This window comes from Marivita sp. (assembly GCF_020055675.1).
In the GTDB taxonomy this organism is placed as follows: domain Bacteria; phylum Pseudomonadota; class Alphaproteobacteria; order Rhodobacterales; family Rhodobacteraceae; genus Marivita.
Genome location: NZ_JAIPUS010000010.1, coordinates 34,316 through 52,766, shown reverse-complemented (window position 1 = coordinate 52,766; position 18,451 = coordinate 34,316). Strand labels below are relative to the sequence as shown.

The 18,451-nt window shown below is 62.6% G+C and carries 11 protein-coding genes; 8 read left to right on the top strand and 3 right to left on the bottom strand.

What is annotated here, in order from left to right; genetic code table 11:
- Positions 1-154: 154 nt before the first annotated feature.
- The 6 genes from LCF59_RS08935 to infB all read left to right on the top strand — a co-directional run bounded on the left by LCF59_RS08935 (position 155) and on the right by infB (position 11,639).
- A complete protein-coding gene (locus LCF59_RS08935) occupies positions 155-1,915 on the top strand; it encodes an autotransporter assembly complex family protein (RefSeq protein WP_292287115.1) in 1,761 nt (586 codons plus the stop codon).
- A gap of 1 nt (position 1,916) precedes the next feature.
- Positions 1,917-6,002: a translocation/assembly module TamB domain-containing protein gene (locus LCF59_RS08930; protein WP_292287114.1), complete on the top strand. Its 4,086-nt coding sequence runs from the start codon at positions 1,917-1,919 to the stop codon at positions 6,000-6,002.
- A gap of 207 nt (positions 6,003-6,209) precedes the next feature.
- Positions 6,210-6,779: a ribosome maturation factor RimP gene (gene rimP / locus LCF59_RS08925; protein WP_292287113.1), complete on the top strand. Its 570-nt coding sequence runs from the start codon at positions 6,210-6,212 to the stop codon at positions 6,777-6,779.
- A gap of 5 nt (positions 6,780-6,784) precedes the next feature.
- A complete protein-coding gene (gene nusA / locus LCF59_RS08920) occupies positions 6,785-8,473 on the top strand; it encodes a transcription termination factor NusA (protein ID WP_292287112.1) in 1,689 nt (562 codons plus the stop codon).
- A gap of 32 nt (positions 8,474-8,505) precedes the next feature.
- On the top strand, positions 8,506-9,153 hold the full coding sequence (locus LCF59_RS08915) for an RNA-binding protein (RefSeq protein ID WP_292287111.1): 648 nt from the start codon (positions 8,506-8,508) through the stop codon (positions 9,151-9,153).
- Positions 9,150-11,639, top strand: a complete 2,490-nt coding sequence (gene infB / locus LCF59_RS08910; RefSeq protein ID WP_292287110.1) for a translation initiation factor IF-2 — start codon at positions 9,150-9,152, stop codon at positions 11,637-11,639. Before LCF59_RS08915 ends, infB begins: the two co-directional genes overlap by 4 nt.
- Positions 11,640-11,991: 352 nt before the next feature.
- On the opposite strand, the gene mutT is transcribed toward infB, so the two are convergent.
- From mutT to LCF59_RS08895, 3 genes are read right to left on the bottom strand one after another with little or no spacing between them, the layout of a single operon-like run.
- Positions 11,992-12,390 (bottom strand): 8-oxo-dGTP diphosphatase MutT, encoded by a 399-nt coding sequence (gene mutT, locus LCF59_RS08905; RefSeq protein WP_292287109.1) that lies wholly within the window; start codon positions 12,388-12,390, stop codon positions 11,992-11,994.
- Between the two features lie 4 nt (positions 12,391-12,394).
- Entirely contained in the window at positions 12,395-13,624 is a 1,230-nt protein-coding gene (argJ, locus tag LCF59_RS08900; protein WP_292287108.1) for a bifunctional glutamate N-acetyltransferase/amino-acid acetyltransferase ArgJ, read from the bottom strand.
- 2 nt (positions 13,625-13,626) lie between these two features.
- Complete coding sequence (locus tag LCF59_RS08895) at positions 13,627-14,478, bottom strand: peptidylprolyl isomerase (RefSeq protein ID WP_292287107.1); 852 nt, start codon at positions 14,476-14,478, stop codon at positions 13,627-13,629.
- A gap of 173 nt (positions 14,479-14,651) precedes the next feature.
- Between LCF59_RS08895 and secA the strand changes: the two genes are divergently transcribed.
- Positions 14,652-17,363, top strand: coding sequence for a preprotein translocase subunit SecA (gene secA, locus LCF59_RS08890; protein ID WP_292287106.1), 2,712 nt, complete (start codon positions 14,652-14,654; stop codon positions 17,361-17,363).
- Between the two features lie 114 nt (positions 17,364-17,477).
- On the top strand, positions 17,478-18,440 hold the full coding sequence (locus tag LCF59_RS08885) for a translocase (protein WP_292287105.1): 963 nt from the start codon (positions 17,478-17,480) through the stop codon (positions 18,438-18,440).
- The last annotated feature ends 11 nt before the right edge of the window (positions 18,441-18,451 follow it).

Genomic DNA, 18,451 nt, shown 5'->3' with positions numbered 1-18,451 from the left:
GTGCGGGTCATCCGCGGGGCGCCCGTGCGGCAAAATCGTGATTGCCCGGAACGGGGAACTCATTTGCAGAGTTGGTGGTTCAACTGCTATGCCTTTTCAGGTGTAAGAACGAGGTTTGGGGCGGATGACCAGGTTTGACCGCAGGATGTTGTGCGTGTGCCTTTTGGCTCTACCCGGCATGGGCGCCGCCCAAACGCTTGATCTGAATGTGTCCGGCGGGGGAGACGCGCTTCGCTCCGAGTTGAAGGACGCGATGTCCATGGTTGATCTGCTGGATACCGAGACCCCCACGCCACAAGCGCTTCTGGCTGCGGCGCAGACGGATTATGGGCGTCTGGTAGCGGCCATGTACGCGGCGGGACGCTTTGCCCCGGCGATTTCGATCACGATCGATGGCCGGGAAGCGGCCGGGATTTCGCCCTTCGAAGCGCCGGGCAACATTGATCAGATCCTTGTGCAGGTCGATCCGGGATCACGGTTCCGCTTTGGCCAGGCCGAGATCGCCCCCCTGGCCGAGGGAACCCGGATACCGGACAGCTTCCGCAGCGGTGCACGGGCCGGAACCCCACCGATCCGCACCGCAGTGGATGCCGGCATCACAGGCTGGCGCAACGCGGGTCACGCCAAGGCACGGCTGGTCAATCAGCGGATCACCGCCAATCACCCGGACCGGGAGCTGGACGTCAAGCTCGATCTGTCCCCCGGGCCACGTCTGCGGTTCGGGGATATCGGGGTGACGGGCAATGACACGATCCACGCCCGACGTATTCGCGAGATTGCCGGCATCCCGCACGGCGCGGTGTTCGATCCCGAAGAGATCGCGCAGGCCGAGCGCCGGTTGCGGCAGACCGGTGTGTTCAGTTCCGTCGCGATTTCAGAGGCGGAAACGGCGGAACCGGACGAAACGCTCGACCTGGACGTGCAACTGGCCGAACAGAAGCCACGGCGGTTCGGCTTTGGCGCCGAGGTTTCGACGCAAGAGGGCGGCAAGCTGACCGCCTTCTGGCTGCACCGGAACCTGTTTCAGGGCGCAGAGCGGCTGAGAGTCGACGCCGAGATTTCCGGGATCGGCACCGACGAGAACGATATCGACTACAAGCTGGGACTCACCTACGGGCGGCCTGCAACCTTTACGCCGGATACCGAATTTTACCTGAGCGCCTCGATCGAGCAATTGAACGAGCCGGGGTTCAGCAGCGATCAGGCAAGCCTTTCCTCGGGTTTGACGCATCGGTTTTCCGATGAGCTTACCGGGACGTTCGGGCTTGGCTATCGCTATATCGACACCGAGGACGCGTTCGGCGCGCGGGAGTTTCAACTGCTGACCGCCACCTTCGGTGCGAGCTACGATACGCGCAACGACACCCTCAACCCGACTGACGGATTTTACATCTCGGCGACCGGACTTCCGTTCCTTGGCCTGGACGACACCGAAAGCGGGGTGCAGGTCAGTTCGGATGCACGGGCTTATCTGGGGTTGGGTGAAGACGACCGTTTCGTGCTCGCAGGCCGGGCGCAGATCGGGTCGGTCTGGGGGCCGGACCTTGAAGGAACCGTGCCAGACTACCTGTTCTATTCCGGCGGCGGCGGCACGGTGCGGGGGCAACCTTACCAGTCGCTGGGCGTGACGGCCAACAATGGCGAATTCACCGGCGGCCAGAGCTTTGCCGCGGTTTCGGCGGAACTGCGCGCAAAGGTGCGCGGCAATATCGGCCTTGTCGGGTTCTACGATGCCGGCATGGTCACCGAAGACAGCGGCTTTGGTGGCGACAGCGACTGGCACGCAGGGGCCGGGATTGGCCTGCGCTACGATACCGGGATCGGTCCGATCCGGGTGGATGTGGCGACGCCGGTGACAGGCGATGACGCCGGCCAGGCCTATGAACTTTACATCGGTATTGGGCAGGCTTTCTGAGATGCGTTTCATTCTGACACTGCTGATGGTCCTATACTGGCCGCTGTCTGCGGCCGCCCAGGACAGCGAGGAAGACCCCGGCTATCTTGCCGGCCTGCTGCAGGACGCGCTGTCCGGCGCGGGCCGCGACGTGCGGATACGCGGTTTCCAAGGCGCGCTGTCGAGCGAAGCGTCCATCGCGCTTCTGTCGATCTCCGACGAGTCCGGCGAATGGTTCCGGGCCGAGAACGTGGAGCTTGACTGGACCCGCGCGGCCCTGTTGCGCGGGATCGTGGATGTCACCTCTTTCACCGCCGAAACGGTCGTCGTGTCGCGTGCGCCCGATGCCGGGACGGACGTGCCGAGCGCGGAAGCCGAACCGTTTTCCATTCCCGATCTTCCTGTCGAGATTCGCATCGAGGAATTCGCGCTGACCTCGGTTCAGCTTGGCGCTTCGCTGCTTGGAGAAGAGGCCGAATTCGCCGTCAACGGGTCAGCCACGCTGGATGACGGCGGCGGCGCGGTGCAGCTTGGTCTGAACCGTGTGGACGGCCAGCAGGCAGTGATCCAAGTGGCGGCGAGCTATGATCCATCGTCGCGACGATTGGCGGTCGATCTGACTGCCGAGGAAGCAGAAGGCGGGTTGGTTTCCAAGCGTGTCGGCATCCCCGGGGCGCCGTCGATTGCCCTGACCGTGGCGGGTGACGGGCAGATCGACGATTTCACGGCCGATCTGGAGCTGGCCACAAATGATGAGCCACGCATCACCGGGACTGTCGGAATTCTGGCCCCGGCGGACACGGGCGGTTTCGACCTCCAGGTCGATATAGACGGCGATCCGACACCGCTTTTGACGGAAGACAGGCGGGACTTCTTCGGCGACGACATCTCCCTGCAGGCGCGGGTCATTCGCGATGCGTCCGGGCGGACGGACGTGCCGCAGTTCGATCTCACCGCCAACACGCTGTCGCTAAGCGGCAGCGCGGAAGTATCTGAAAGCGGCTGGCTTGATGCGCTGGACGCCACGGGCCAGATTTCCAGCCCCGAGGGCGGTCCGGTTGTGTTGCCCTTTGGCGACGGCGACACGCAGGTGGCGTCGGTCACGTTCGATGCGGCGCTGAACGGCGATTTCACCTTCGATGCGCGGGTGTCGGACTTCGAAAACCCGGCCGCGACGCTGGATGTCTTGGCGCTGCAAGGCCGGGGCACGATCGACCAGAAGCGATTGGCCGAAGACGGGACACTCGGGCTGGACCTGTCCTTTGCCGCGAATGATCTTGCGCTGGCCGATCCCGACTTGGCCGAAGCCGTGGGCACGGACCTGTCAGGCCAGGCACGGGTCGATTACCGGAGCGGCCAGCCGCTTCGCGTCACCGGGATCGAAGCGGCGGGCGAAGATTATGGCCTGAACGGGACTGCGACCTGGACAGCGCAGGACGCGATGCCGCTGGCGCTGGACCTGACACTCGCGGCCGAACGGCTCGACCGGTTTTCAGCGGTGGCCGGGCGGCCCCTTGGCGGGCGGGTCGACATGCGGATCGACGGGGCGATTGCACCGGTCTCGGGCATGGCCGACATCGTGATCGACGGCACAACGGTGGGCGTGTCGATCGGCCAGGACATCGCGGATCGTCTTCTGGACGGTGTCGGATCGGCGCGGCTGGATGTGCGGCGCGACGAAACCGGGACCACGCTGCGCTCCGCGCGGGTCGCGACCTCCGCGTTGACCATGAGCGCGACCGGCAAGATCACGAGCGCCGACACGTCGCTGCGTCTTGACGGGCGGCTGGCCGATCTGGACAGGGTATTTCCGGGCGAAGCCGCTGGCGCCGCAGTTCTGGACGGAACGGTGCTGCTGAACGGTGCGACGCTGCGCAACATGGCCATTACGGCGGACCTTTCGAACGGGTCGCAAGCGGTGCGCCTGCCGTTTGCAGGCGGGATGGAGCTGGACAGCGGGACGGTCACGCTTGAAGCGACCGGCGGACCGGATGGACGCTGGGACGCGGATATCCGCGTCAACGACCTGGGATCGCCGCAAGTGTCGGCCGATGCGCTGTCGGTGCGCGGCACCGGGGCGATTTCGCAGACCGACAGTGGCGGGCTTGTGTCGGCGGACGGCGATCTGACAGTCGAAGGGACCGCAGTGCGGCTGGCCGATGATCGGCTCGCACAAGCGGTCGGCTCGACCCCGAGCGCCATGACACGGTTCAACTGGGTCCAGGCAGGCGAACGCCTGACGGTGCAGACGATCCGTTTGGACGCGGGAGCACTCGGTGCGACCGGGTCCGCCACGGTGACAGGGGCGCTGAGTGCCCCGGATGCGACATTTGACCTGTCGGTCGATGCAGGCAACCTTGCCCCCCTGTCGGCCCTGGCCGGTCAATCGTTGCGCGGGCAAGCGCGCGCCGACCTGCGCGGCTCTTACGAAGATGGCGGCACCTTCGATCTTTCGGGCAGCGGCCAAGGATCGGGTCTTGGCATCGGGAACCCGGTGGTGGACCAACTTTTGCGCGGCGTCACGCGGTTCGAGTTTGGCGCGGCCGGTCAGAACGGCACCCTGGACCGGTTGTCGGCACAGGTCCAGACCCCCGAGATCACTGCCCGGGCAAGCGGGCCGTTGAGCAACCTCGATATCTCTGCACGGCTCGCGAATGTCGGGCTAATTGCGCCGGATTTCGAAGGCGCGCTTGCCATGGATGGCAGCGTGCAGCAGCGCAGCGATGGATACGGCGTGGATGTGGCTCTGGATGGTCCCGGCGGCACCGCGCTGGCGGTTGATGGCGCGGTCACCAATGCCGGCAGGGCCAACCTGCAAGTCGACGGGACCGCCCCGCTTGGCCTTGCCAATGTCTTCATCGCGCCGCGCAGGCTGAACGGTCGGGCCGATCTGGACCTGACGATGTCGGGTCCCTTGGCGCTGACCAGCCTGTCGGGCACGATCACGCCGCGCGGCGCGGAACTGAGCGCCCCCACGCTGGGCATCACCCTGACGCCGATCGAGGGGCAGATACGGCTGGCAGGTGGTGCGGCGCAGATCGCGTTGTCGGCACCGGGCAATCACGGCGGATCGGTCGATGTGAACGGGCGCCTGGGACTGGATGGCTTTGATGCCAACCTGACAGCGACGCTGAACCGGTTCGGCATTCGCGATGTGGACCTTTATGACTCAAGCGTCGATGGCACCGTCAACCTGACCGGGCCGATAGGCAGGTCGCTTTTGATCAGCGGCGATCTGCAACTCAACGAGACCGAAATCAAAGTGCCCGAATCGGGGGTGACGGCGCTGGCGGATATTCCGCCGGTCAATCATCTGGGCGCGACGCGTCCGGTGATGCGCACGCTGGATCGCGCCGGGCTGGGGGACGCGCCCCCGACCTCCGGCGCGGAACCGCAACGCAGCGGTCCGTCGTCGACCCGCCTGGACCTGACGCTGCGCGCGCCGGGGCAGGTGTTTGTCCGGGGGCGCGGGCTGGATGCCGAGCTTTCGGGGCTGCTGCGGCTCACCGGGCCAACATCGGACATCATTCCGCAGGGCGGTTTCGAACTGGTGCGCGGACGTCTGGATATCCTGAACCAGCGGTTCACGCTGGACGAGGGGCGCATCCAGTTGAGCGGCAGTTTCAACCCGGTGCTGCGCTTTGTGGCCGCGACCGAGGCGAACGGGATCACGGTGCGCATCATTCTGGACGGGCCCGCGTCATCGCCCGACATCACCTTCAGCTCCAGCCCCGAATTGCCGGAGGACGAGGTTCTGGCGCAGCTTCTTTTCGGGCGGGATTTGTCGAACCTGTCGGCGCTTCAGGCGCTGGAACTGGCCAACGCGGTGGCCACGCTGGCCGGCCGCGGCGGTGGCGGGATCCTGTCAGGGCTGCGCAACAGCTTCGGTCTGGATGATCTGGACGTCACGCAAACCTCGGAGGGCGAAACGGCGGTGCGCGCAGGAAAATACATTTCCGACAACGTCTATTCGGATATCGTCGTGGAAAGCGGCGGCCAGACAGAGATCAACCTGAACCTTGACGTGACATCGGACATCACGGCGCGGGGCAGTACCGACACAACCGGGAATTCATCTGTCGGGGTCTTTTTCGAAAGGGATTACTGAGGTTTCAGCCCGGTGCGGGGCGCACCGCGTCCAGCGGGTCTGAGGGTGTTTTTCGTGGTGTTGACGATGCGGGAACGAATCCCCTTGCGGAACCGGGATACGCTGCGTATATCCAAGCCAATAGCGGCGTGTCGGTTTCGGCCTTCACCCACCGAATTCTTCGACGGGCCGCGCGCCCGTTTTTTTGTGTCTGGAGAGTAAGCATCAATGTCTGACCTGATCGCAAAAGCCGCGATGGACCGTCGTCTGGCCGAGATCATCACCCCTGTCATCGAGGACATGGGGTTCGAGCTCGTGCGGATCCGGTTGATGGGCGGCAAGACATCGACCTTGCAGATCATGGCAGAGCGCCCGGATGGCGGGATCGAAGTGGATGAATGTGCCGCGATCAGCACCGCCGTGAGCGCGACGCTGGATGTCGAGGACCCGATTCTTGATACCTACACGCTGGAGGTATCATCGCCGGGGATCGACCGGCCTTTGACCCGGCTCAAGGATTTCGAGACGTTCGAGGGCTACGAAGCCAAGCTGGAAACCTCCGAGCTGATCGACGGGCGCAAACGCTTCAAGGGTGTGCTGGCCGGTGTCGAGGAGGACGAGGTGCTGGTCAACCTGGACGAGGGCACGATCGGGCTGAACTTCGACTGGCTCTCGGATGCCAAGCTGGTTCTGACCGAGGAGCTGATCAAGGAAATGCTGAAGGCACGCAAGGCGCAAGGCTTTGACGAGACCAATTTTGACGACGTGATCGAGGCCGAAGGGCCCGAAGAGGAGTAAAGCGCATGGCAATCACATCAGCCAACCAGTTGGAACTGTTGCAAACCGCCGAAGCGGTGGCGCGTGAAAAGATGATCGACCCCGGTCTCGTGGTCGAGGCGATGGAAGAGAGCCTCGCCCGAGCGGCCAAGTCGCGTTACGGATCCGAGATGGACATTCGCGTGGCGATCGATCGCAAGACGGGCCGTGCCGACTTTACCCGCGTGCGCACGGTAGTCGAAGAAGAAGAGCTCGAGAATTACCAGTCCGAGATGACCACCGAGCAAGCCAAACAGTATTTCCGGGCGCCGAAAGCGAACCAGAACGCGGTCTGGCTGCGCGAGTCCAGGCCGGTCGAGGACTTCACCGGCAGCCCGCAGATCGGCGATGAGTTCATCGAGGAAGTGCCACCGGTGGAGATGGGCCGGATTGCCGCGCAATCCGCCAAGCAGGTGATCCTGCAAAAGGTGCGCGAAGCCGAGCGGGACCGCCAGTTCGAGGAATTCAAGGATCGCGCGGGCACCATCATCAACGGTGTGGTCAAGCGCGAGGAATACGGCAACGTCATCGTCGATGTGGGCCGGGGCGAAGGCATCCTGCGCCGCAACGAGAAGATCGGCCGCGAGAGCTATCGCAACGGCGACCGGATTCGCTGCTACATCAAGGATGTGCGCCGCGAGACGCGCGGGCCGCAGATCTTCCTGTCGCGCACAGCGCCGGAATTCATGGCCGAGCTTTTCAAGATGGAAGTGCCGGAGATCTACGACGGAATCATCGAGATCAAGGCTGTGGCCCGCGATCCGGGATCGCGCGCGAAGATCGCAGTGATTTCCTATGACGGGTCGATCGACCCCGTCGGCGCCTGCGTCGGGATGCGCGGCAGCCGCGTGCAGGCCGTCGTCAACGAGCTTCAGGGCGAAAAGATCGACATCATCCCGTGGAACGAGGACGTGCCGACATTCCTCGTGAACGCATTGCAGCCCGCCGAGGTGAGCAAGGTCGTTCTGGACGAGGAGGCCGAGCGGATCGAGGTTGTTGTTCCCGATGAACAACTGAGCCTTGCAATCGGGCGTCGCGGCCAGAACGTGCGTCTGGCCTCGCAGTTGACAGCGCTCGATATCGATATCATGACCGAGGAAGAAGAATCGGCCCGCCGCCAGAAGGAATTCGAAGAGCGCACGAAGCTCTTTGTCGAAACACTCGACCTGGACGAGTTCTTTGCGCAATTGCTGGTTTCCGAAGGGTTCTCCAACCTTGAAGAAGTGGCCTACGTCGAATTGGACGAGCTTCTGGTCATCGACGGCGTCGATGAGGACACAGCCGCAGAGCTTCAGACCCGTGCACGCGAAAACCTTGAGGCGCAGGCGCAAAAGGCGCTGGACAATGCCCGTGAACTGGGGGCCGAGGACAGCCTGGTCAACTTTGACGGGCTGACGCCGCAGATGATCGAAGTCCTGGCACAGGATGGCGTGAAAACGCTGGAAGATTTCGCGACCTGCGCGGATTGGGAACTGGCCGGCGGCTGGACCACCGTGGATGGCGAACGGCACAAGGACGATGGCCTGCTCGAACCGTTCGAGATGTCTCTTGAAGAAGCGCAGCATCTTGTGATGACCGCGCGGGTTCTTCTGGGCTGGGTCGACCCGACCGAGCTTGAGACCGACGAGGAGGGCGACGACGCCCCCGATGAGGAAATGGCAGACGCGCAGGCCTGACCTGTGCGCACCCAGGGAGGGTGACACCGAACGTGACACGCGGCGGCAAAGACAAGGATCGGGAGACCGGACCAGAGCGCAAATGCATTGCGACGGGAGAAGTGCGCCCGAAATCCGCGCTGTTGCGGTTTGTCGTCGGGCCGGAAGACACGCTCTACCCCGATCTGGCGGGCAAACTGCCCGGTCGGGGGCTTTGGGTGACGGCGACGCGCCCTGCCCTTGAAACGGCGATAAAAAAGAACATGTTTCACCGCGCAGCCCGAAAGCAACTCCGGGTGCCAGAGACGCTTGTTCAGGATATCGAGCATCAGCTTGCGCGACGTGTCGTCGATCTGATAAGTTTAAGCAGAAAATCCGGCCAGGCCGTTTCCGGCTACGAGAAAGTCAAGGACACCCTGTCAAAGGAAACCGCCGAAGTCCTGTTGCAGGCCGAAGACGGATCAAGCCGCGGGAAGTCCAAACTCAGCACCCCGCACTACGGCCATTACATTGGTTGGCTTACGGCAAACGAGCTTGGAATGGCTTTTGGGCGACAAACTGTGATACACGCCGCGCTTGGTGCTGGTGGACTCACGCAACGTGTTGTAGAGGAAGCTCAAAGATTGAAGGGCTTTCGCATCGGAACGTCCGATGCAGTGACAGCGGCAGCGGCTGCTGGGAAGGAAAAAAGAGCTAAATGAGCGATAACGACGGCAAAAAGACTTTGGGTTTGCGCGGCGGTCCCAGATCCGGGAACGTGAAGCAGAGCTTTAGCCACGGGCGAACCAAAAACGTCGTGGTGGAAACCAAGCGCAAGCGCGTTGTGGTACCAAAGCCCGGCGCGCCCCAATCCGCAGCGGGCAGCGCGGCCACGTCGGCGATGAGCGCCACGGGAAGCAAGCGACCCGCGGGGATTTCCGATGCGGAGATGGAACGCCGTCTGAAGGCGTTGCAGGCGGCCAAGGCGCGCGAGTCCGAAGAGGCGGCGCGGCGCGAAGCCGAGGAAAAAGCCCGCGCCGAAGAGCGCGAGCGGATGCGTGCCGAAAAAGAGGCCAAGGAGCGCGAACAGCGCGAGGCTGAAGAGCGCGCCAAGCAAAAGGCCGAAGAAGAGCGCAAAGCCCGCGAGGCTGCCGAAGCGGCCAAGCAAGCTCCGGAGCCAAGCGCGGCCCCGGCGGCGCGGCAGCAGCCCTCGGATGGGGGCGGTGGGCAGAAGCCCGCGCAAGCCACGCCTCGCAAGACCGACAAGGATCGCAATGATCGCGGGCGCCGCCGCAACGACGACAGCGGTCGCCGCTCGGGCAAGCTGACGCTCAACCAGGCGCTTGGCGGTGAAGGCGGACGTCAGAAATCCATGGCCGCGATGAAGCGCAAGCAAGAGCGTGCGCGCCAGAAAGCCATTGGCGGAAACCAACCGCGCGAAAAGGTCAAGCGCGATGTCAAGCTGCCCGAGGCGATCACGGTGGCAGAACTGGCCAACCGGATGGCGGAGCGTGTGGGCGATGTCGTCAAGTCGTTGATGAACAGCGGCATCATGGCGACCCAGAATCAGAGTATCGACGCCGATACAGCCGAGCTGATCATCGAGGAGTTCGGCCACACCGTGACCCGTGTTTCGGACGCGGACGTGGAGGATGTGATCAAGGAAATCGAGGACGCGGAGGAAGATCTGCAACCCCGCCCGCCGGTCATCACGATCATGGGCCACGTCGACCACGGCAAGACGTCGTTGCTCGACGCGATCCGGGAAGCCAACGTCACCTCTGGCGAGGCGGGCGGGATCACGCAGCATATCGGCGCCTACCAGGTCAAGGCGAAGGATGGCACGATTCTGTCCTTTCTCGACACACCGGGGCACGCGGCCTTTACATCCATGCGGTCCCGTGGCGCACAAGTGACGGACATCGTCGTGCTTGTGGTTGCTGCCGATGACGCGGTGATGCCACAGACCATCGAGGCCCTGAACCACGCGAAAGCGGCGCAGGTGCCGATGATCGTGGCGATCAACAAGATCGACAAGCCCGAAGCGAACCCGACGAAGGTCCGCACGGATCTTCTGCAACATGAAGTGGTTGTGGAAGAGATGTCGGGCGATGTGCAGGACGTCGAAGTGTCGGCGGTCAGCGGCAAGGGTCTTCCGGAACTGCTGGAAGCGATCGCGCTTCAGGCCGAAATCCTCGAACTCAAGGCAAACCCGAACCGGGCTGCCCAGGGTGCGGTGATCGAGGCACAACTTGACGTCGGCCGTGGTCCCGTCGCGACCGTTCTTGTGCAGAACGGCACGTTGCGCCAGGGCGACATCTTTGTGGTCGGCGAACAATACGGCAAGGTTCGCGCGCTCATCAACGACAAGGGCGAGCGGGTCAAGGAAGCCGGGCCGTCAGTGCCGGTCGAGGTGTTGGGCCTGAATGGCACGCCCGAGGCGGGTGACGTTCTCAACGTGACCGAAACCGAAGCGCAGGCGCGCGAGATCGCGGAATACCGCGCCAATGTCGCCAAGGAAAAGCGCGCGGCAGCGGGTGCGGCAACGACCCTCGAACAGCTTATGCAGAAGGCCAAGGAAGCCGAGGACGTGTCCGAGCTTCCGATCCTTGTCAAAGCGGATGTGCAGGGCTCTGCCGAGGCCATCGTTCAGGCGATGGAGAAGATCGGCAACGACGAGGTGCGCGTGCGTGTGCTTCACTCCGGCGTCGGTGCGATCACCGAGACCGATATCGGGCTGGCCGAGGCTTCGAATGCGCCGGTCATGGGCTTCAACGTGCGGGCCAATGCGTCGGCGCGGAACACGGCGAACCAGAAGGGTGTGGAGATTCGCTATTACAGCGTGATCTATGACCTTGTGGACGACGTAAAAGCCGCGGCATCGGGCCTGTTGAGCGCCGAGATCAAGGAAACCTTCATCGGGTATGCGGAGATTCGCGAAGTCTTCAAGGTGTCGAATGTGGGCAAGGTTGCAGGCTGTCTTGTTACTGAAGGCATTGCCCGCCGCAGCGCCGGTGTGCGCCTGTTGCGCGACAACGTCGTGGTTCACGAAGGCACGCTCAAGACGCTCAAGCGCTTCAAGGACGAAGTTGCCGAGGTTCAGTCCGGTCAGGAATGCGGTATGGCCTTTGAAAATTACGAAGACATTCGCCAGGGCGATGTGATCGAGATTTTCGAGCGTCAGGAAGTCGAACGCGTCCTGGAGTAAGGGGCGCGACCATCACAAAAGCCATTATAAAAGAAAGGGCAGCGATTTCGCTGCCCTTTTTCTTTCAGGTGTTTCAGGAGCCTCAAGCAGACGTTGCGACAGGCGCGCCTGTAAAAACGCGGTTTCCCACGCGAACGCAGATGCGCCCATCCGGCAAGGTCCGTTCAAGGACGCCCTGCACCGATATATAGCTTCCGATGAGTATTGTTTTCAGCACGCCAAATCTCCCCCAAGGCTTGACTGGTCTTTTGTAGAATTTTGCGAAGATCTTTGCCAGTGCGAAAATTCGCCTGACACAACTTTTACATGCGTCTGCCGCGACCGGGCATTCGGGCCCACGGGTCTGCCCCCCCTAAAGCCAATCGCGCAAGATCGGGATGAGCGGGATGTCGGCGGGCGGCATCGGATACTCGCGAAGGCGGTTTGCGCGCACCCATTTGAGCGCCTGTCCTTCCCGCGATTCGGGGACGCCATTCCATTTGCGGCAGGCAAAAAGCGGCATCAGCAGGTGAAAATCAGCATAGCCATGCGACGCAAAGGTCAGCGGTGCAAGGCAGCTTTGCCATGTGTCGATGCCAAGCTCTTCGTGCAATTCCCGAATCAGGGCGTGCTCCGGGGTCTCGCCCGGCTCTACCTTGCCGCCCGGAAATTCCCAAAGACCGGCCATGGATTTGCCTTCGGGGCGTTGCGCCAGAAGGATGCGGCCATCCGGGTCGATCAGCGCGACAGCAGAGACAAGAACGATCTTCATGCGCTCAGGACCGGTAATCGGCGTTGATCGAAATGTAGCCGTGGGTCAGATCGCAGGTCCAGACGGTGGCGGCGCCAGAGCCCATGCCAAGGTCGATGGTGATGGTGATATCCTGCTCTTTCATCAACGCCGCCCCCTGTTCTTCCTGGTAATCGGGGTCGACCCACCCATTGCTCGCCACCTTCACATCGCCAAAGGAGATGCTGAGCGCGTCGCGATCGGCAGCTGCGCCGGATTTGCCAATCGCCATCACTATACGGCCCCAGTTGGGGTCCTCGCCCGCGATCGCCGTCTTGACCAGCGGGGAGTTGGCGATGGCCAAGGCGTGGGTCTTGGCGTCGGAGGGGCTGAGCGCGCCGGTGACGGTGATTTCAACGAATTTCGTCGCACCTTCGCCATCGCGCACGACCTGCTGCGCAAGGTCGAGCATGACGCTGTGCAGCCCGTCCCGGAAGGCTGTGCCCTCCGCAGGCACCGGGACATCCGACGCGCCCGTGGCGGCCACCAGAAGCGTGTCAGAGGTGGACGTGTCGCTATCGACGGTAATGCAATTGAACGTCATTTCATTGAGCGCGGAGACGAGTTTCTGCAAGTCGTCTTGCGCGATGCGGGCATCCGTGAAGATGTAGACCAGCATCGTTGCCATATCCGGGGCGATCATACCGGAGCCCTTGGCGATGCCAGCGATCCGGACCGGCCCACCGGGCAGATGGACGGTGGTTGTCGCCGCCTTGGCGAAAGTGTCGGTTGTCATGATCGCGCGGGCGGCGTCGGGCAAACCGGTTTCGTCCAGATTGTCATGGAGGCCCCGCACCGCAGCAGTGATGCGGTCATGCGGCAGGCGTTCGCCGATCACGCCGGTGGCACCGGTAAACACGCGCGTGGCCGGCAGGCCCGAGACCTCTGCCACTGCGGCGCATATGGCGCGGACGGAATCATCCCCGGCCCTGCCGGTGAAGGCGTTGGAGTTGCCGGAGTTGACAAGGATTGCCGCGCCGTTTTCGTCGGAGAGGCGAATTTTTTCCTGGCAATCCAGAACATTGGCCGACCGCGTGGCGGATTTGGTGAAGACCCCGGCGATCACCGAACCGGGGTCCAGAAGGGCAAGCATCACGTCGGAGCGCCCAACATATTTGACACCCGCAGCCGTCGTCGCAAAGCGCGCGCCGCCGATCGCGGGAAGATCCGGAAATCGGGCCGGAGCCAGCGGCGACACAGACGTGATCTTGGCCAAGCTTATTCCTCCAGCAATTCGAGATTGCTGAGAACGGAGGTATCCACCTCTTCCTTGGCAGTGCGGGTCACATCGGCGTTGCTGGTCAGCTCTTGGATCTTGCTGGCGACAAGCTCCTGGCTGAGCTTGGTTTCGATCTCTTCGCGCACCTCTTCGAGGGCCGGGGCCGCCTTGTCGCGCGTTTCGTTGAGCATGATGACGTGCCAGCCGAACTGGGTCTGCACCGGTTCGGAAATTTCGCCGACTTCCATGTCCTGAACCGCGGCCTCGAATTCGGGGACCATCATGCCGGCGCCGAACCACCCCAGCTCACCCCCGTTGGGACCCGAGGGACCTGTGGATTTCGCGCTCGCCACTTCGGCAAAATCGGCACCATCGTTCAATTGCTCGACGACGGTGGCGGCCTCTTGCTCGGTCTCGACGAGGATATGCGATGCGTTGAATTCCACGCCCGAATCACTTTCGGCGTATTGGTCTTCATAGGCTTGCCGGATCGCTTCATCGGTGACGCCCTCCGCCACAAGCCCTTTGATCACCTGTGCCGCGAGCAGTGCGCGGCGTTCGTTTTCAAGCGCCAACTGGATCCGGCGATTTTCTTCGTCGGTGTCCTGCTGGCTGAGGACTGTCTGCTGCACGATCTGGTCAAGGATGCCGTCCCAGAGCACTTCGTCCGGCAGCTCTTGGTATTGCTGCGGCAAGGACCCGCGCACCATGAGCATGTGACCCAGCGTGACATCCGTGCCGTTGACCGTCGCCACCACGGAATCGGCAGTCAGGGACTCTTGCGCCTGAACCGGGAGCGCCAGCATCAGGGCAACGGCGCCTGCGGACAGTTTCGTGCGGAGATTCGTCATGTTTGGTCCTTTCAGAGCCCCGCCCGCAGACGCGGCAACATTGACAGTGTATTTCCCTGACCTTACATCGCGACAAGGCTCTGCAAGGCCAGCGTTCTCCTGTGACATATGGGCTGTGTGCGAGGCGGGCAAGCAGATGCCGCACACGAAGACGTCAAAGCTGAAAGAGAGACATGCTGGGATTTGGTAAAGTCGCACGATCCGTGTTCGGAACGCCGAACGACCGCAAAGTCAAGGCGACGCGCCCGCTGATCGACAAGATCAATGCGCTTGAGGCAGACTTCGAAAAGCTTGACGATGCGAAGCTGATCGAGAAAACAGCCGAATTGAAAGCGCGCCACGCCAATGGCGAAGCGCTCGATTCGCTGTTGCCCGAAGCCTTTGCCAATTGCCGCGAAGCCGCCAAGCGCGCGCTGGGTCTGCGGGCCTTTGACGTGCAGCTCATGGGCGGAATTTTCCTGCACCAGGGCAATATCTCTGAAATGAAGACCGGCGAGGGCAAGACGCTGGTCGCGACTTTCCCGGCCTATCTGAACGCCCTGACCGGACGCGGCGTGCATATCGTGACGGTGAACGATTACCTAGCCAAACGCGACAGCGAATGGATGAGCAAGGTCTATGGGGCCCTCGGGCTGACCACCGGGGTGGTCTATCCGCGCCAGCCGGAAGATGAGAAGCAGGCAGCCTATGCCAGCGATATAACCTATGCCACGAACAACGAGCTGGGTTTTGATTACCTGCGCGACAACATGAAATCCGAGCTGAACCAGATGAACCAGCGCGATCATTTCTTTGCCATTGTCGACGAGGTCGATTCGATCCTGATCGACGAGGCCCGCACGCCGCTGATCATCTCGGGCCCGGCACAGGACCGCAGCGATCTGTATGTCGCGATCGACAAGATCATTCCGTTGCTGACGGACGAGCATTTCACCATCGACGAAAAGACCCGCAACGTGACCTTCACCGACGAGGGCAACGAGTTCCTCGAACAGACGCTGGTCGAGCATGGGCAACTGCCGGAGGGGCAATCGCTTTACGACCCCGAAAGCACGACCATCGTTCACCACGTGAACCAAGGCCTGCGGGCGCACAAGCTCTACCAGAAGGACAAGGATTACATCGTCCGCGATGGCGAAGTTGTTCTGATCGACGAATTCACCGGACGCATGATGTCCGGGCGCCGCCTGTCCGAAGGTCTGCACCAGGCGATCGAGGCCAAGGAAGGCTGTGACATCCAGCCCGAGAACGTGACGCTGGCAAGCGTGACCTTCCAGAATTATTTCCGGCTTTACGAAAAGCTCTCGGGCATGACCGGCACCGCCGTGACGGAAGCGGATGAATTTTCCGAGATTTACGGTCTGGGTGTGGTCGAAGTGCCGACGAACCGCCCGATCGCGCGGATCGACGAGGACGACAAGGTCTACCGCACGGCGCAGGAAAAGTTCGACGCCATCGTGGCCGAGATCAAGGAAGCACACGAAAAGGGCCAGCCGGTTCTGGTGGGCACCACGTCGATCGACAAATCCGAGATGCTGAGCCAGCTGCTGACGCAGGCCGGATTGACCCACAACGTTCTGAACGCGCGCCAGCACGAACAGGAAGCGCAGATCGTGGCCGATGCCGGCAAGCTGGGTGCGATCACGATTGCCACCAACATGGCCGGGCGCGGCACCGACATCAAACTGGGCGGCAATGTCGAGTTCCAGATCATCGAAGCGATCGCGGCCGATCCCGAGGGCGACCCCGAAGCGATCCGGACCCGGATCGAAAAGGAACACGAGGCCGACGAAAAGGCCGTGATCGAAGCGGGAGGTCTTTTCGTTCTGGCCACCGAACGGCACGAAAGCCGCCGCATCGACAACCAGTTGCGCGGCCGGTCGGGCCGTCAGGGCGATCCGGGGCGGTCGTCCTTTTTCCTGTCGCTGGACGATGACCTGATGCGCATCTTCGGGTCCGAACGTCTGGACAAGGTGCTGTCGACGCTGGGCATGAAAGACGGCGAGGCGATCGTGCACCCGTGGGTGAACAAATCACTGGAGCGCGCGCAGGCCAAGGTCGAGGGACGCAACTTCGACATCCGCAAGCAGCTGCTCAAGTTCGACGACGTGATGAACGATCAGCGCAAGGTGATCTTCAGCCAGCGCCGCGAAATCATGGAAGCGCAGGACTTGGCAGAGATCACGCAGGACATGCGCCACCAGGTGATCGATGATCTGGTGCACACGCATATTCCGCCCAAGTCCTATGCCGACCAATGGGACACCCAAGGTCTGCAAGAGCAGGTCAAGGAGCTTGCCGGGGTTGATGCCCCCGTCGTCGCCTGGGGAGACGAAGAGGGCGTCGATGCCGACGTGATCCGGGAACGGCTCGAAGACGCATCAGACACCATGATGACCGAAAAGACCGAGGCGTTCGGGTCGGACACCATGCGCCAGATCGAAAAGCAGGTTCTGCTCCAGACCATCGACAGCAAGTGGCGCGATCATCTTCTGACGCTGGAACATCTGCGGTCCGTCGTGGGCTTTCGGGGCTATGCGCAGCGCGATCCTCTGAACGAATACAAGTCCGAGGCGTTCCAGCTTTTCGAATCGATGCTCGACAGCCTGCGCGAGGACGTGAGCAAGCAGTTGGGCCAGGTGCGTCCGATGACCGAGCAAGAGCAGAAGGCCATGATGCAGCAGCTTGCCGCCCAACGGGCCTCCTTGTCCCAAGCCGCCGAAGCCGCGACACCGGAACAGGGTCCGGCGCCGGGGCACCCCGAGAAAGCGGCTGACGGGTTCGACGAGAACGATCAGACAACATGGGGCAATCCGGGCCGGAACGATCCCTGCCCCTGTGGGTCGGGCAAGAAATTCAAGCATTGTCATGGGCGGCTGACCTAGCATCTTGTGGCGCCTTTGCCACAATGGCGTCGCAAAGTGACCCAACCGCTGCCCTAGGCATACCCGAATCCTCCGCCAGACAAATGGATGCAGTGTCTGCACCAGGAGTCTGTCATGGACCGAAAAAAATCCCGGCTTGTCGCCATTGGAACGATTGCCACAGCATTGGGTATCGGCGGGGCCATGCAATACCTGCCGACACCGGGCGGCCCGGCAAAAGCGCAAGCTCCTTTGGAAGTGTCGGACGTACAGGAGGTGTCCTCGATACCGCGCGGCATCCTCCCCGAGGACCGGCCCGGGCCGGCAGAGCTTCCGGCCGCCGTGGTTTCCACCGAAACCGCCCCTGTCCAAGAACCCGAATTCTCGCCGCCCAGAGCGCCGGATGACACCGGCTTTGCCTGCGATGTGGACATGACGGCGACCCCGGCCGCCGGCGCAATGATGACGGTCAGGATCGAAGCCCCCTGCCACGGCAGCGAACGCGTGACGCTGCATCACAGCGGGCTGATGTTCACCGAACTGATGCAGCCGGATGGCACTGTGCAGGTCGATGTGCCCGCGCTGGACGAGACCGCGCTGGTGATCGCGTCGTTCATGGATGGCGGCGGGGCCGTTGCGCACACGGAGGTGACATCCGTGCCCTTCTATGACCGGGTTGTGCTGCAATGGCGCGGCGCCGCCGGGCTCCAGCTTCATGCGCGCGAGTTTGACGCGGAATACTTTTCCGACGGCCATATCTGGCAGGGGTCGGGCGCGCTGCCGGCCCGCGCGGCCAGCGGCACCGGTGGCTTTCTGACCAAGCTGGGGTCAGCCGATGCGCCCGATCCCTTGCTGGCCGAGGTCTATACCTTTCCGACCGGGATGATCGATGCCGATGGCACCGTCGCCCTGACGGTCGAAACCGAGATCCTGTCGTCGAATTGCGACCGCGTCGTTGAGGCACAAACCCTGGAGATTCGCGGTGAACGCGACCTTGTCTCCAAGGAGCTGACCATCGACGTGCCCGGCTGTGACGCGGTGGGCGATTTCTTGATGTTGAAAAATATTGTGGAAGACCTGACAATCGCTACAAAATAAGCGGCGGGTTC